The organism is Streptomyces sp. NBC_00989, assembly GCF_045162655.1.
GTDB lineage: Bacteria > Actinomycetota > Actinomycetes > Streptomycetales > Streptomycetaceae > Streptomyces.
The window spans coordinates 10,929,477-10,943,543 of sequence record NZ_CP108728.1 but is presented as its reverse complement, the minus strand read 5'-3'; the positions used below and the strand labels follow the sequence as shown (position 1 = coordinate 10,943,543).

The window sequence follows — 14,067 nt, the reverse complement described above, 5'->3', positions numbered from 1 at the left end:
TGGGTCCGACAACTCACCCGTCAGGGCGCCGGTACCTCGATGACCGTGGCCGAGCCCATGCCGCCGCCCGCGCACATCGCGGCGACGCCGATGCCGCCTCCTCGGCGGCGGAGTTCGTGCACGAGGGTGACCAGCATCCGGGCGCCGGTCGCGGCGACCGGGTGGCCGAGGGAGCAGCCGCTGCCGTTGACGTTGACGCGGTCGGGGTCGAGGCCGAGCAGTTTCACCGCGGCGACGGGCACGGCGGCGAAGGCCTCGTTGATCTCGAAGAGGTCGACGTCGGCGGTCGAAAGTCCCGCGCGGGCAAGGGCTTTGGGGATCACCTTCACCGGGGTGAGGCCCGTCTCGGCGGGGTCGGCGCCGACCGACGCCCACGAGCGGACGACCGCGAGGGCGGGCAGGCCCAGCCGGTCGCTGGCCACCACCAGGGCGGCTGCGCCGTCGTTGGCGCCGCCCGCGTTGCCCGCCGTGATGGAGAAGCCGTCTATCTCCGGGTGCAACGGCTTGAGCGAGGCAAGCTTCTCCAGGCTGGTGGTGCGGCGGGGGTGTTCGTCGACGGAGAACAGGCCGTGCGGTGTGTCGATGGGCACCAGCTCCGCGTCGAAACGGCCCTCGTCGATGGCGCGAATGGCGTTCTGGTGGGAGCGCAGCGCCCATGCGTCCATGTCGGCGCGGGTGAGGCCGGCCCGGACGGCGGTGTTCCAGCCGACCGTGATCGACATGTCCAGGTTGGGGGCGTCGGGCCGGTCGGGATGTGTGGGCGGGCTCCAGGGTTCGACCCATTCCCCGTCGACGCGGAAACGCTGTTTCGGGGAGGTGGAAACCGAGTTGACGCCACCGGCGATGACGAGTTCGTCCATGCCGGCGCGGATGCTCGCCGCCGCGCTCTGCACGGCCGCCAGTCCGGCGGCGCAGTGGCGGTTGTGGGCGAGGCCCGGTACGGAGGTGAGGCCGACGGTCAGTGCCGCGTGCCGGGCCACGACGCCGCCGCCGTACAGGCCCTCGCCGAGGATCACGTCGTCGATCGCGTCCGGGTCGAGGCCGTCCGTGGCGGCCGACGCGGCGACGATGTGGTGGGCCAGGTCGAACGCGGTGGTGTCGCGCAGGGTGCCCTTGACGGCGGTGCCGACGGGGGTGCGCAGGGCGGACACGAGGACTGCTTCAGGCATGGGTGGTCTCCAACTCGGCCAGCAGGGTGCGGCGCAGCAGCTTTCCGGTCTCGGTCTTGGGGAGTTCGGCGCGGAACACGATGGCGTCGGGGGTCTTGGAGGAGCGCAGCCGGTCCTTGACCCATTGGCGGACCTCCGCCGGGTCGCCCTCGCCGACCACGACGGCGACGATCCGCTGCCCCCACTCCGGGTCGGGCACGCCGATCACCGCCGCCTCGACGATGCCGGGGTGGGCGACGAGAACGTCCTCTATCTCGGCGGGAGCGATGTTCTCGCCGCCGCGAATGATGGTGTCGTCGGCGCGTCCCTCGATGAACAGATAGCCGTCGGCGTCCAGCCGGCCCCGGTCCCGGGTGGGGAACCAGCCTCCCCCAGCCCCAGGGGGCTGGGAGGTGCCCCCAGCGTCGACGGCGCTGCGGCCGACGTACTCGCCGGAGATCTGCTCCCCGCGCACGAACACCAGCCCGGTCTCCCCGGCACGGGCCAACTTCCCGTCGTCGTCACGGATCTCGATCTCGACGCCGGGCAACGACCGGCCCACGGAACCGAGTCGGTCCCGGACGGCCGGGTCGGATGCCGCGAGCGCGTCACGGTGGTCGTCGGGCCCCAGCACGGCGACGGAAGAGGCCGTCTCCGTCAGGCCGTACGCGTTGACGAACCCCGTCCCGGGGAAGATCTCCAACGCGCGCTCCACCACCGGTCGTGGGGTCCTGGCGCCGCCGTAGGCGAGGCTCCGGAGCGTGGGAGTGCCTGCGTCGCCGGACGGGACCTCCGCGACGATGCGGGCCAGCATGGTGGGTACGACGAGTGCGTGGGTGACCTGTTCGCGGCGCGCGGTCTCCAGCCACTCCCCCGCGTCGAACGCGGACAGATACACCAGGCGGCGGCCCGAGTAGAGGTTCGTGAGCAGGTTCATCAACCCGGCCACGTGGTACGGCGGAACGGCCACGAGTGCCGCGTCGCCCTCCTCGGCGGAGGCGAACTCCTGGGTGTTCAGGACGTACGCCAGCAGGTGCCGGTGGCGCAGCAGGGCCGCCTTGGGCTCGGCGGTGGTGCCGCTCGTGTAGAGGACCACGGCGACGGAGTCCTGGTCCTGGGCCGACTCCGGTGCGCCGGTGACCTCTTCTGCGCTCAGCAGGGCGTCGAGGTCGTCGGTGCCCAGTACGAGGGCGCCGGGGTGGCGGGCCAGGAGGCGGGCCAACTGCTGTTCGCCGAGGCGGTAGTTGAGGGGGATGAACGGGATGCCCGCCAGGGCGGCGCCGAACAGGGCCACCGGGTAGGCGAGGTGACTGGGGCTCAGATAGAGCACGGCCGGGTGGCCCTGGAAGCGGTGCGCGGCGGCGCGGGCGCAGGCGAGCAGGTCCGAGGCGGTCAGGGAGCGGCCGTTCGCCGTGACCACCGGTCGGTCGCCGCCCGAGGCCACCATCTCGAGAATCATGGTTATATTCATGAGAATGCTATTCTCGTCTCACTAGAGCGCTGTTCGCAAGAGAGGAAATCCTTGATGCAGATCAGTGGGAGCTCCGCGGTGGTCGTCGGCGGGGCGGGCGGCCTGGGCGAGGCCACCGTCCGTCGACTGCACGCGGCGGGAGCGAAGGTCGTCGTAGCCGATCTGGCCGACGAGAAGGGCAAGACCCTGGAGCAGGAGCTGGGGGTCCGCTATGTGCGCACCGACGCCACCTCCGAGGAGGACGTCCAAGCGGCCCTGGCCGAGGCCGAGTCGGCGGGACCGCTCCGCATCTCGGTGGACGCGCACGGCGGCCCGGCGAGCGGTGGCAGGCTCGTCGGCAAGGACGGCTCGCCCCTCGACCTCGCAGGGTTCCGCACGACGATCGACGTGTATCTGACCGGCGTGTTCAACGTGATGCGCCTGGCCGCGGCCGCCATCGCCCGCCAGGAGCCCGCCGAGGGCGGCCAGGGCGTCATCGTCAGCACGGCCTCGATCGCCGCGTACGAGGGCCAGATCGGCCAACTCCCCTACGCGGCGGCGAAAGGCGGGGTCGTCAGCATGACCCTGGTCGCCGCCCGCGACCTGTCCCCGCTCGGCATCCGGGTTGTCTCGATCGCGCCGGGCACCTTCAACACACCGGCCTATGGCAAGGCGGGCGACCAGTTGGAGGCCTACTGGGGACCGCAGATCCCGTATCCGAAGCGCATGGGGCTGCCAGTCGAGTACGCGGGTCTCGTGCAGCACATCGTCGAGAACGACTATCTCAACGGCGAGGTCGTCCGTCTCGACGGCGCCCTCCGGTTCCCGCCGAAGTAGCGGGCATGAGTCAAGTGCCGGGCGTGAGCGGGCAGTTGAAGGGCAAGGTCGCGTTCGTCGCGGGCGCCAGCCGTGGCATCGGCCGTACGGTCGCGCTGGCGCTCGCCGAGGCCGGCGCGTCGGTCGCGGTGGCCGCGCGCACCGAGCGGGAGGGGCGGCTGCCCGGGACGATCCACTCGGTCGCGGACCGGATCACCGCGGCAGGCGGGCGCGCCCTGCCGGTGCCCTGCGATGTCAGCGACGAGGCGTCGGTCGACGCGGCCGTGGCCGCCGCGGTCGCGGAGTTCGGCGGAATCGACATTCTCATCGCCAATGCCGGGGTGCTGTGGCTCGGCCCGGTCGAGTCGACACCGCTCAAGCGCTGGCAGCTGTCCCTGGACGTCAATCTGACCGGGGTGTTCCTGGTGACCCGCGCGGTGATTCCGCACGTACGCACGCGTGGCGGTGGCTCGTTGGTGGCCGTGACGACCGGCGGGGTGGGCATGACGGACCGGGGCGCGAACGCGTACTGGGTGTCCAAAGCGGCGGTCGAGCGCCTCTACCTGGGCCTCGCCGCCGACCTGAGGAAGGACAACATCGCGGTCAACTGCCTTGCTCCGTCACGGGTGGTGCTCACGGAGGGCTGGCAGGCGGGTGGCGGGGGCCGGGAGATCCCGCCGGAGATGGTGGAGCCTCCGGAGGCGATGGCGCGGGCCGCGGTCATCCTCGCGGGGCAGGACGCCACCGGCCTCACGGGAACCGTCCAGCGCTCGGAATCCCTTGCCTGAAAGGCAGTTGGCCTGCGGGCGACGCGGGATGGCCATGACTGTTCGGCATCATCCGGGGCACTCGGGAGACAACGGCGCAGCCACCGGGATCACCGGTGGCTCGCCGTCTATCCGTAGGGGTTAACAGATGCTTGCATTCGTGGCGGCCGCACTCTTCTTCATCGCCTTCATCATCCGTGTCACCGAGACATCGACCCAGATCGTCTTCAGCTCGACGAGCCTCATGCTTCTCGGGCTCGCCTTCCTCGCCGCGCACTCGGCCGGCGTGGGGTCCGGCTGGTCCGCCCGCCGCAGCAGCGGACGTCGGCGCTGAGGAAGCGGCGCGCTCCGTCCATGGCGCGCCCCGCCTCCGGCAGCCGCTGACCGGTCACCGCCCGGCGCGTTCTCGCACCGCCGCACAGACCCCGCCGTCGACGAGAACGTCGATTCCGGAAACGAAAGCGGCCTCGTCCGACAACAGGAACGCCACCGCAGCCGCGACGTCCTCGGCCCGGCCCACCCGCCCGAGCGGCGTCTGCTCCACCAGAGCGGCCATGGCGGGCTGGGCCGAGGCCTCCTGCTGCCCCTGAGGGGTGTCGATGACGCCCGGCGACACGGAACACACCCGGGCGCCGTGCGGCCCGAGCCGTACCGCCTCCCGCCGTACGAACCGGTGCACCCCGTGCTTGGCCCACGCGTACGCGAGCCCGGTGTTCTCCACGGAAGGCCCGAGAGCCTCGCGGAGCCGGTCGAGAAAGTCGTCCTGGAGCGGGTCGTCGAGGATCGCCGCTACGGCGGGATCGGCCTCCAGGTTGCCGAGGAGCGGGGCCATCGAGGCGAAGCACACCATCGCGGTCCCCTCGGTGGCGAGCGGGCGGAGTGCCTCGGCGAGGCGCGCGGTGCCGACGAGGTCGACCTCGAAGATGCGCCGCCAGTCGGCCATGGTGGGCGATATCCCGGCGGCGTGGGAGACGGCCCTGAGGGAGCCCAACTCGGCGACGCGGGAAGTGAGTCGGGATAGCCCGGCCGTATCGGTGATGTCGAGGACGAAGGGTTCGACCTTGATCTCGTCCTCCGCTGCGGCCAGTTCCTTCGCCGCGGCGGTCACGGCCAACTCGTCCCGGTCCACCAGCAGCAGCGTGTCCACCAAGTCGGTGAGCCGCCGCGCGCAGGCCAGTCCCATGCCGCGCCCGGCGCCGGTCGCGATGCCTACGGTCGTCATGCGTCCCCTCCTCCATGGCCCCAGAGCTTCTCCAGCCCCGGCCGCGCCACCCGGTCCACGAGTTCCACGAGCAGGCCGCTCGGGCCGCGCAGAAAGGCGAAGGGCGCTCCGCCGGAACCGGCCCGGGTCGCCTCGGTGGTGAAGCCCTGCCGGGTGAGTTCGGCCGCGTCCGCGGCCACGTCGTCGGACCAGTAGCCGACGTGGTGCACACCGCCGCCGGGCACCGGTTCCCACAGCGTCCCCGGGATACGGCGGACGATCTCCAGCCGGGGCAGTGTCCGGGAGTAGGCGCAGCTGATGTCGAGAACGGCGTTTCCAGTCGGCAGCGTCAACGGAACCGCCCCGCCGATCTCGGCACACCACTCGTACCCGAACGCGGCCGAGAACTCGGCCAGCGTGCCCTCGAAGTCCTCGACGACAAGCCCGAGATGGAACTGGTTCTCCGCCCTCACGACTCCCCCACCACCCCGGAGACGTCATGCTCGCCCAGCCGGGGCGGCGGCCCGTAGTCCGGCTCGTACCCCTCGACCCGCACGGAACTGCGCACCAGCCGGAAGTCCCCGGCCGTCACGACGGCCTCCGGCGTCGCCGCCAACGCCTGCGGCAGCGTGCGTACGGCGGCAGCCGGCACCCCGAGCGGACGCAGCCGCGCCTCCCAGGCCGCGGCGGTGTCATCGGCCAGGGCGTCCGTCACCGCGGCGAGCACCTCCTCGCGGCGTTCCGCGCGTTCGGCCATGGTGGGGAATCCCTGGACGCCGGCCTCGGTGGCGAAGGACTTCCAGAAGCCGTCGTGGGTGATGAAGAGCGCCAAGTAGCCCTCGGCGGTGGGAAAGAGCTGCGCGGGCACGTAGTAGGAGTGCGCGCCGAGCGGCAGTCTGCGTGGTTCGACGCCCTCGTTGAGGTAGGCGGAGGCACGGTAGTTGAGCTGAGAGAGCATCACATCCCGCAAGGACACCTCGACTTGGCCGCCGCGCCCGGAGACGATCTGGGCGAGGAGCCCCAACGCGGCTGTCAGTCCTGAGGAGTTGTCGGCCGAGGAGTAGCCGGGCAGGGTCGGCGGGTCGTCCGGGGCGCCGGTGAGGGCGGCGACTCCCGTGGCGGCCTGGACGACGTAGTCGAAGGCGGGCTCGTCGCCCGCGTCCAGCCCGTATCCGGTGAGCGCGACGCACACGATCCGCTCGTTCCACTTGCGCAGCACGTCGTACGTGAGGCCCAGCCGGTGGATGGCCGACGGTTTGAGGTTGACGAGCAACGCGTGGGCGTCGGCGACGAGTTCACCGAGCCGGGCCTGTCCGTCGTCGGTCGTGAGGTCGAGGCGGATGCTGCGTTTGCCGCGGTTGAGGCTGGCGAAGTAGGCCTCGCTCACCTGACGGGAGATGTCCCCGCCCGGCGGCTCGATCTTGGTGACCTGGGCGCCGAGGTCGGCGAGCATCATCGTGGCGTAGGGACCGGCCAGCATGTGGCCGACCTCCAGGATGCGGATTCCGTCCAGCGGTCCGGCGGTCATCGCAGGTCCGCGGCGAGGGCGGCGAGCATGTCGCGGGTGCGATACTTGGAGGCGACCAGCTCGTCGCGGTTGTCGCCGATGGGCAGCAGCCGTACGGAAAGATCGGTGACCCCCGCGTCCGCGAACCGTTTGAAGCGGGCGGCAATGGCGTTCTCGTCGCCCGCCGCACAGAGATCGCCGACGTCGCGGGCGTCGCCGTACTCGAGAACGCGTTGGTAGTTGGGCGAGATCTCGGCCTCGCCGAGGATCCGGTTGGCGCGCTCGCGGGCCTCGTCGACCCGGTCGGGGCTGCACAGGCAGACCGGGATGCCCGCGACGATCCGCGGTGCCGGGCGTCCGGCGCTCTCGGCGGCCTTGGTGATGCGGGGGACGACGTGTTCGGCGACGGCTCGTTCGTCGGCCATCCACAGCACGGTCCCGTCGGCCCGTTCCCCGGCGAGCCGCAGCATGACGGGGCCGAGGGCCGCGATCAGGACCGGCAGCGGGGAGACGGGGGCGAGGGTGAGCGGATTGTGGACGGTGAAAGTGTCGTTCTCGACATCGACCATGTCCGTTCCGCCGAACGCCGCGTCGAGGACGTCCAGGTAGTCGCGGGTGAAGGCGGCCGGTTTCTCGTACGGCAGTCCCAGCATGTCCCGGATGATCCAGTGGTGGGACGGTCCGAGGCCCAGCGCGAGCCGTCCCCCGGCCGCGGCCTGGGCCGAGATCGCCTGCCGGGCAAGGGCGATGGGGTGCTGGGCCTGCAACGGGACGACGGCGGTGCCCAGTTCGATGCGTTCGGTCCGCGCGCCCATCAGCGCGATCGCGGTGAGCGCGTCGAAGTCGGTCGGGATCTGCGGCACCCACACGGTGTCGAAGCCCGCCTTCTCGGCCCATGTCACGTCGTCGATCATCCGCGTGACCTTGCGGACCGAGTCCCCGCGTTCGGGCCCGATCATCACTCCGATACGCACGCTGCCTCCAGGTTTTCGGGTCGCCGCCGGGTCATGGCGGGGTGACGGATGTCAGAGCGCGCACCTTGGCCACGAGGGCGTCGAGCGGCGTGCCCGTGGGGAAGACCGCGACGGCTCCCGCCGAGAGCAGCTTCGGCACGTCGGCCGGCGGGATGGTGCCGCCCACCACGACGGCGATGTCCTCGGACCCCGTGGCACGCAGCGCCTCGATCACGCGGGTGGTCAGCGCGAGATGCGCCCCGGAGAGGATGCTGAGGCCGACCACGGCCACGTCCTCCTGGACAGCGACGGCCACGATGTCGTCGACGCGCTGCCGGATCCCGGTGAAGATCACCTCGAAGCCCGCGTCGCGCAGGGCCCGCGCGACGATCTTGGCCCCGCGGTCGTGTCCGTCGAGCCCTGGTTTGGCGACCAGTACGCGGGCTTTCATCAGAACACCACCGGCTGCTGGAACTCGCCCCAGACCGCCTTGAGCGCGGCGACCATCTCGCCGACCGTGCAGTAGGCGTTGGCGCAGTCGATCAGGATGGGCATGAGGTTCTCGGTACCTTCCGCGGCGCGGGCCAGTTCGGCGAGGCGTTGCCGTACGAGAGCCGCGTCGCGGGTGGCTTTGACGTCGGCGAGCCGTCTCAGCTGCCGGTCGCGGCCCTCCGCGTCGAGTTCGTACGTGGCGAGGTCGGGCGGTGGTTCGTCGGAGACGAAGCGGTTGACGCCGACGACCGGCCGGGTGCCCGCCTCGACCTCGCGGTGCAACTGGTAGGCCTCGTCGGCGATGAGGGTCTGCAGATAGCCGTCCTCGATGGCCCGGACCATGCCGCCGTACTGCTCCAGGTCGTCCATGATCTCGACGATGCGGGCCTCGGTGGCGTCGGTGAGCGCCTCGACGAAGTACGAGCCGCCGAGCGGGTCGGCGACCCGGGTAACGCCCGTCTCATGAGCGAGAATCTGTTGCGTGCGGAGCGCGAGTGTCGCCGACTCCTCGCTGGGCAGGGCGAACGGCTCGTCCCAGGCTGCCGTGAACATCGACTGGACGCCGCCGAGGACCGAGGCGAGTGCCTCGTAGGCGACCCGGATGGTGTTGTTCTGCGCCTGGGGTGCGTACAGCGAGGCGCCTCCGGCGACGCAGCCGAAGCGGAACATGGCCGCCTTGTCGCTGCCCGCCCCGTACCGCTCGCGCACGATGGTCGCCCAACGCCTGCGTCCGGCACGGTACTTGGCTATCTCCTCGAAGAAGTCGCCGTGCGTGTAGAAGAAGAAGGAGACCTGCGGGGCGAACTGATCGATCGTCATACGGCCGCGGGCGAGCACCGTGTCGCAGTAGGTGACGCCGTCCGCGAGCGTGAAGGCCATCTCCTGTACGGCGTTGGCGCCGGCGTCGCGGAAGTGCGAACCGGCGACCGAGATCGCGTTGAAGCGCGGTACTTCGGCCGCGCAGAACTCGATGGTGTCGGCGATGAGTCGGAGGGACGGTTCGGCCGGCCAGATCCAAGTGCCTCTGGACGCGTACTCCTTGAGGATGTCGTTCTGGATCGTCCCGGTGAGTTTCGCCCGTGGCACGCCCGCCCGTTCGGCCGCGGCGACGTAGAAGGCGAGCAGGATCGCGGCCGTTCCGTTGATGGTGAAGCTGGTGCTGATCTTGTCGAGGGGGATGTCCTCGAAGAGGACCTCGGCGTCGGCGAGTGTGTCGACGGCGACGCCCACCCGGCCGACCTCCTCGGCCACTTCGGGGTCGTCGGAGTCGTAACCGCACTGCGTGGGCAGGTCGAGCGCCACCGAGAGTCCGGTGCCGCCCTGTTGGAGGAGGTAGTGGTAGCGGCGGTTGGACGATTCGGCGGTGCCGAAGCCGGAGTACTGGCGCAGCGTCCACAGCCGTCCCCGGTAGCCGGTGGCGTAATTGCCGCGCGTGAAGGGGAAGTTGCCCGGCGCAGGCGGTGCGGCGTCGACGTCGTCGGGGCCGTAGACCGGTTTGAGGGGCAGGCCGGACGCGGTCCGTATGAGGTCGTCGCCCTGGGGCGGTGTGGGAGGCGTCATCGCAGGAGGTCCTTCATCACCTTTCCGGTGGCGTTCAGTGGCAGTTCCGTGCGGAACTCCACGGTCCGGGGCACCTTGAACCCGGCCATCCGGAGCCGGCTCCACTCGATCAACTCGTCGGCGGTCAGCGGCTGTCGGAGGACGACGAAGGCCTTGCCGACCTGACCCATCCGTTCGTCGGGGACGCCGATCACGGCGGCCTGGGCGACCGCCGGGTGTTCCATCAGGAAGCCCTCGATCTCGGCCGGGTAGGCGTTGAAGCCGCCGACGATGAACATGTCCTTCTTGCGGCCGACAATCCTCAGGTAACCGCGCTCGTCGAGCGTGCCGAGGTCCCCGGTGTGCAGCCAGCCGTCTTCGTCGATGGCTTCGGCGGTGGCATCAGGGTCGTTGAAGTAGCCGCGCATCACGCTGTAGCCGCGGACCAGCACCTCGCCGTCGTCGGCGACTTGGACCTCGACTCCGTCGCAGGGGGTGCCGACGGTGGTGGCGATGTCCTCGAAGGAGTCGCCGGGCCGGGTGGCGGTGGCCGTGCCCGCCTCGGTGAGGCCGTAGCCCGTCATGATCGAGGTGAAGGGCAGTTCGGTCATCACGCGGCGGATCAGTTCGACGGGGATGTCCGCGGCCCCGGTCACCGCGACGCGCAGTGAGGACAGGTCTCTTGTGCCGCGGGCGGTGAGCAGAGAGTGGTAGAGCGTGGGCGGACCGGGCAGGACCGTCACCTTCTCGCGCTCGACCAGGTCGAGGACGGTGTCCACGTCGAAGACGGGCACGGGCAGGATGGTCATGCCGCGGATGAGCGAGGCGACCATGCCGGCCTTGAAGCCGAAGATGTGGAAGAACGGGTTGACGATCAGGTAGCGGTCGCCCTCCCTGACCCCGGCCAGATCGCACCATTCCGCGTACAGGCGGAGCGTCTGGGCGTGGGTCATGAGGACGCCCTTGGGCCGGCCGGTGGTGCCCGAGGTGAAGACGATGTCGCTGACCTGGTCGCCGGTCACCTTCCGCTCGAAGGGTGAACCGCTCGCCAGGAAGCCGGACTTGAGGTCGATGACCGGCACGCCGGGCGGTGCCTTGAAGTCCAGGCCGAGGAAGGCCTCCTGGACGAGAACGGCCTTCGCACCGCTGCGCACGATGATGTCGTGCGCCTCGTCCACCTTGAAGCGGGTGTTCACCGGCACCACCACACCGCCCGCGGTCATGAGACCGAAGGCGGCGACGATCCACTCGGCGGAGTTGGGCGCCCAGATCGCGACCCGGTCGCCCTGCTCCACCCCGGCCGACGCGAACGCACCCGCAGCCACACGCACCCGCTCGACCAGCTCGGTGAACGTGAGGCGGAGCGGGCCGTCCACCACGGCTTCGGCATCACCGAAGCGGTCGGCCGCGCTCAGCACCATCTGCGGGATGCTCTCCCAGGTCATACGCCGATCAACCGGGCGAGGTTGCCGCCCATGATCTTGGCCTGGTCGGCCTCCTTCATGCCCTGGAGCGCGTCGATGTAGGAGACCGGGTCGGCGAGCCCCTCGGGGTGCGGGTAGTCGGACCCGAACAGGACGCGCTCGACTCCTACGACCTCGGAGAGCGCGGCCATGTCCTCCTCCCAGAACGGGCTGATGTGGATCCGCTTCCTGACCTCTTCGACCGGGTCGCCGAGGAAGCCCTTCGGCTGCTTCTTGTAGGTGCTGCCCAGTTGGTCGAGCAGCGGCAGCAGCCAGGAGGAGCCGTTCTCGATGACCGAGACCTTCAGTTCCGGGAAGCGGAACAGGGCTCCGTGGCAGACCCAGGACGCGACCGCGTCGGTGACCGGCCGCCACTCGGACATCATCCGGAAGACCTGCGCCTGGAACGGCGTCATCTCCTGGCTCTTGCCCTCCCAGTCGCTGGAGTAGCGCGAGTAGCCGCTGTCGGAGGAGTGCATGGCGACCAGCACGCCCGCCTCCTCGACCCGCTTCCAGAACGGGTCGAACTCCGGCAGCGCGAAGGACCGCGAGCCGCCGTAGCCGGGGACCGGGGCGGGCCGGATGAGAATCGCCCGCGCTCCGCGCTCCAGGCACCACTCCAGTTCGGCGATCGCCTTGTCCAGGATGGGCAGGCTGATCACCGGCGTGGTGAAAATGCGGTTCTTGTAGTTGAACTGCCAGGTCTCGTGCAGCCATTGGTTGAGGGCGTGCACGACGACGTGGATCAGCTCCGGGTCGTCCCGCATCCGTTCCTCGACCAGGCTGGCGAGGGTCGGGAACATCAGGGTCTGCTGGATGCCCAGGTCGTCCATGAGCGCCAGGCGCGGCCCGGGCTCGCGGAACGCGGGGATCGACCGCATCGGCTCGCCGAACAGCTCCCGGTGGGACTTGCCCTCCGGGTTCCCCTCGCGGAAGTAGTCCTCCCACGCGCCGGGCCGGGCGACGACCTCGAAGGTGGGATTGGGGATGTAGTCGCTGATCTGACCGCGGATGGCGATCTTCGTACGGCCCTTGACCTGCACGTACTGGATGGCGCTCGCGTACTGCTTGGGCAGGTACCGAGTGAGCGCATCCTCCGTCTCATACAGGTGGTTGTCCGCGTCGAACAGTGGATACGGCGGCACGCGCGATGGCATGAGATCCTCCTTCGCAGATTGCGAGAATCCTATTCTCACTCTTGACGGGCGGCAATATCCTTGCGGAGAACGAACTTCCGGACCTTGCCGCTGGCGGTACGCGGGAAGTCCTCGACGACATGCAGTTCCTCCGGCCACTTCTGTCGGGCCAGACCCGTTGCGGCGAAGTGGGCGCGGAGGTCGTCGAGGGTGGGTTCGGGGTGGCCGGGCCGCAGTCGTACGACGGCTGCCGCATGCTCGCCGAGGCGGGCGTCCGGGGCGGCCACGACCGCGGCCTCTGCGACGGCCGGCAGGGCGAGGAGAACCTCCTCCACCTCCAGCGCGCCGATGTTCTCGCCGCCGCGGATGATGATGTCCGCCTTGCGGTCGGTGATGGTCAGGTATCCGTCCTCGTCGAACTCACCGATGTCGCCGGTGCGGTACCAGCCGTCCGCGTCGAAGGCCCGCTCGGTGAGGGCCTCGTCGGTGTAGCCGAGGCACAGGTCCGGGCCGCGGCTGAGGATCTCGCCGTCCTCGGCGAGCCGGATCTCCACTCCGGCCAGCGCGTCCCCGTCGGTGTAGAGCCGCTTGTCCTCGGGCGCGGTGTGGGCCGAGGCGGTGATCGAGGGGTGCTCGGTGCTGCCGTAGGCCCGGAAGACCGTGATGCCGAGGTCCGCGAGGCGTCTGGTCACCGCGTTCGGTACGGCCGCGCCGCCGAGGCCCGCGTATTTCATGCATACCAGGTGGCCGGGCGTGAAGTCGGGGTGGTCGAGGAGGCTCGTCATGTAGTAGGCGGCGCCGCCTCCGACGGTGAGTCCGTCGCGGGCCATCAACTCCAGGGCGAGGCCCGGGTCCCAGGTGTCGGCGAGGTTCACCGGGGAGCCGTCGAGGACGGGGATCAGGAAGGCGTTCACCATGCCGATGAAGTGGCCGACGGGCGCGGAGGTGAGCTGGCCACCGCGGTCGGGCGGGTAGCGGCCGGCGAGTTGACGGGTCTCGAAACCCAGGGTGCGGTGGCTGTGCACAACCCCCTTGGGGTCGCGGGTCGTTCCGGAGGTGAAGGCGATCAGCGCGGGCGCGGACGGGTCCGTCGGTAGGACACCGAGGAGCGGTTCGTCGGCGAACAGCTCGTCGAAGTCCCGCCCTACGACGCCGACCACGGGGATCTTCGCGCTCAGCTCGGGGTCGTGGCGGAGATGTCCGAACCGGTCGGCGGTGACGAAGACCTTGGGCTCGACGGTCTCCAGGATGTAACCGACTTCCTTGCGGCCGTAGAAGTGGACGATCGGCACGACGACCGCGCCGAGGAAGGCCGAGGCCCAGAAGACGGCGGCGGCTTCCATCCAGTTGGGCAGTTGGAGTGCCACGACGTCACCGGGGCCCACACCGCGTTCGCGCAGTCCGGCGGCCAGTCTGCGGGCCGTCAACTCGACCTCGGCGAAGGTCCCTTCCCAGGGCCGTACCGCCGAGTGCACGCGGAACACGGCCCCCGGGGCGGCCGCCAGTCCCCGCGTCAGCAGGTCACCGATCGTCTCACTGGTCCACCAGCCCTCCGCCTCGTAGCGGTCGACCAGTTCAGCGGGGATCGTTCGCAC

14 protein-coding genes are annotated in these 14,067 nt (G+C 70.3%); 3 read left to right on the top strand and 11 right to left on the bottom strand.

Going from position 1 to position 14,067, the window contains the following annotated elements:
• Positions 1 to 20: 20 nt before the first annotated feature.
• Positions 21 to 1,169 (bottom strand): thiolase family protein, encoded by a 1,149-nt coding sequence (locus tag OG714_RS49340; protein ID WP_406131029.1) that lies wholly within the window; start codon positions 1,167 to 1,169, stop codon positions 21 to 23.
• Positions 1,162 to 2,607: a class I adenylate-forming enzyme family protein gene (locus tag OG714_RS49335; protein ID WP_406131028.1), complete on the bottom strand. Its 1,446-nt coding sequence runs from the start codon at positions 2,605 to 2,607 to the stop codon at positions 1,162 to 1,164. Before OG714_RS49335 ends, OG714_RS49340 begins: the two co-directional genes overlap by 8 nt.
• Before the next feature lie 66 nt (positions 2,608 to 2,673).
• Between OG714_RS49335 and OG714_RS49330 the strand changes: the two genes are divergently transcribed.
• From OG714_RS49330 to OG714_RS49320, 3 genes are all read left to right on the top strand, one after another.
• The gene (locus OG714_RS49330; protein ID WP_406131027.1) at positions 2,674 to 3,435 is read left to right on the top strand and encodes an SDR family NAD(P)-dependent oxidoreductase; all 762 of its coding nucleotides are present in this window, start codon (positions 2,674 to 2,676) and stop codon (positions 3,433 to 3,435) included.
• Positions 3,436 to 3,440: 5 nt separating this feature from the next.
• A complete protein-coding gene (locus OG714_RS49325) occupies positions 3,441 to 4,202 on the top strand; it encodes an SDR family NAD(P)-dependent oxidoreductase (protein ID WP_406131026.1) in 762 nt (253 codons plus the stop codon).
• Positions 4,203 to 4,329: 127 nt separating this feature from the next.
• Positions 4,330 to 4,515 carry a hypothetical protein gene (locus OG714_RS49320; RefSeq protein ID WP_328685609.1) on the top strand — a complete coding sequence of 62 codons (186 nt, stop codon included), beginning with the start codon at positions 4,330 to 4,332 and terminating at the stop codon, positions 4,513 to 4,515.
• Between the two features lie 54 nt (positions 4,516 to 4,569).
• Here the strand turns inward: OG714_RS49320 and OG714_RS49315 are convergent, their stop codons facing one another.
• From OG714_RS49315 to OG714_RS49275, 9 genes are read right to left on the bottom strand one after another with little or no spacing between them, the layout of a single operon-like run.
• On the bottom strand, positions 4,570 to 5,403 hold the full coding sequence (locus tag OG714_RS49315; protein WP_406131025.1) for an SDR family oxidoreductase: 834 nt from the start codon (positions 5,401 to 5,403) through the stop codon (positions 4,570 to 4,572).
• A complete protein-coding gene (locus OG714_RS49310) occupies positions 5,400 to 5,855 on the bottom strand; it encodes a VOC family protein (protein ID WP_406131024.1) in 456 nt (151 codons plus the stop codon). The genes OG714_RS49315 and OG714_RS49310 overlap by 4 nt, the downstream gene beginning before the upstream one ends.
• Positions 5,852 to 6,910: a CaiB/BaiF CoA transferase family protein gene (locus OG714_RS49305; RefSeq protein WP_406131023.1), complete on the bottom strand. Its 1,059-nt coding sequence runs from the start codon at positions 6,908 to 6,910 to the stop codon at positions 5,852 to 5,854. The genes OG714_RS49310 and OG714_RS49305 overlap by 4 nt, the downstream gene beginning before the upstream one ends.
• Positions 6,907 to 7,863 carry an LLM class F420-dependent oxidoreductase gene (locus OG714_RS49300; RefSeq protein WP_033282963.1) on the bottom strand — a complete coding sequence of 319 codons (957 nt, stop codon included), beginning with the start codon at positions 7,861 to 7,863 and terminating at the stop codon, positions 6,907 to 6,909. The genes OG714_RS49305 and OG714_RS49300 overlap by 4 nt, the downstream gene beginning before the upstream one ends.
• Positions 7,864 to 7,894: 31 nt before the next feature.
• The gene (locus OG714_RS49295) at positions 7,895 to 8,293 is read right to left on the bottom strand and encodes a cobalamin B12-binding domain-containing protein (RefSeq protein ID WP_406131022.1); all 399 of its coding nucleotides are present in this window, start codon (positions 8,291 to 8,293) and stop codon (positions 7,895 to 7,897) included.
• Positions 8,293 to 9,894, bottom strand: coding sequence for a methylmalonyl-CoA mutase family protein (locus tag OG714_RS49290; RefSeq protein WP_406131021.1), 1,602 nt, complete (start codon positions 9,892 to 9,894; stop codon positions 8,293 to 8,295). Before OG714_RS49290 ends, OG714_RS49295 begins: the two co-directional genes overlap by 1 nt.
• Positions 9,891 to 11,318 carry a FadD3 family acyl-CoA ligase gene (locus OG714_RS49285; protein ID WP_406131020.1) on the bottom strand — a complete coding sequence of 476 codons (1,428 nt, stop codon included), beginning with the start codon at positions 11,316 to 11,318 and terminating at the stop codon, positions 9,891 to 9,893. The genes OG714_RS49290 and OG714_RS49285 overlap by 4 nt, the downstream gene beginning before the upstream one ends.
• A complete protein-coding gene (locus tag OG714_RS49280) occupies positions 11,315 to 12,493 on the bottom strand; it encodes an amidohydrolase family protein (protein WP_033282959.1) in 1,179 nt (392 codons plus the stop codon). Before OG714_RS49280 ends, OG714_RS49285 begins: the two co-directional genes overlap by 4 nt.
• 35 nt (positions 12,494 to 12,528) lie before the next feature.
• On the bottom strand, positions 12,529 to 14,067 hold the full coding sequence (locus OG714_RS49275; protein WP_406131019.1) for an AMP-binding protein: 1,539 nt from the start codon (positions 14,065 to 14,067) through the stop codon (positions 12,529 to 12,531).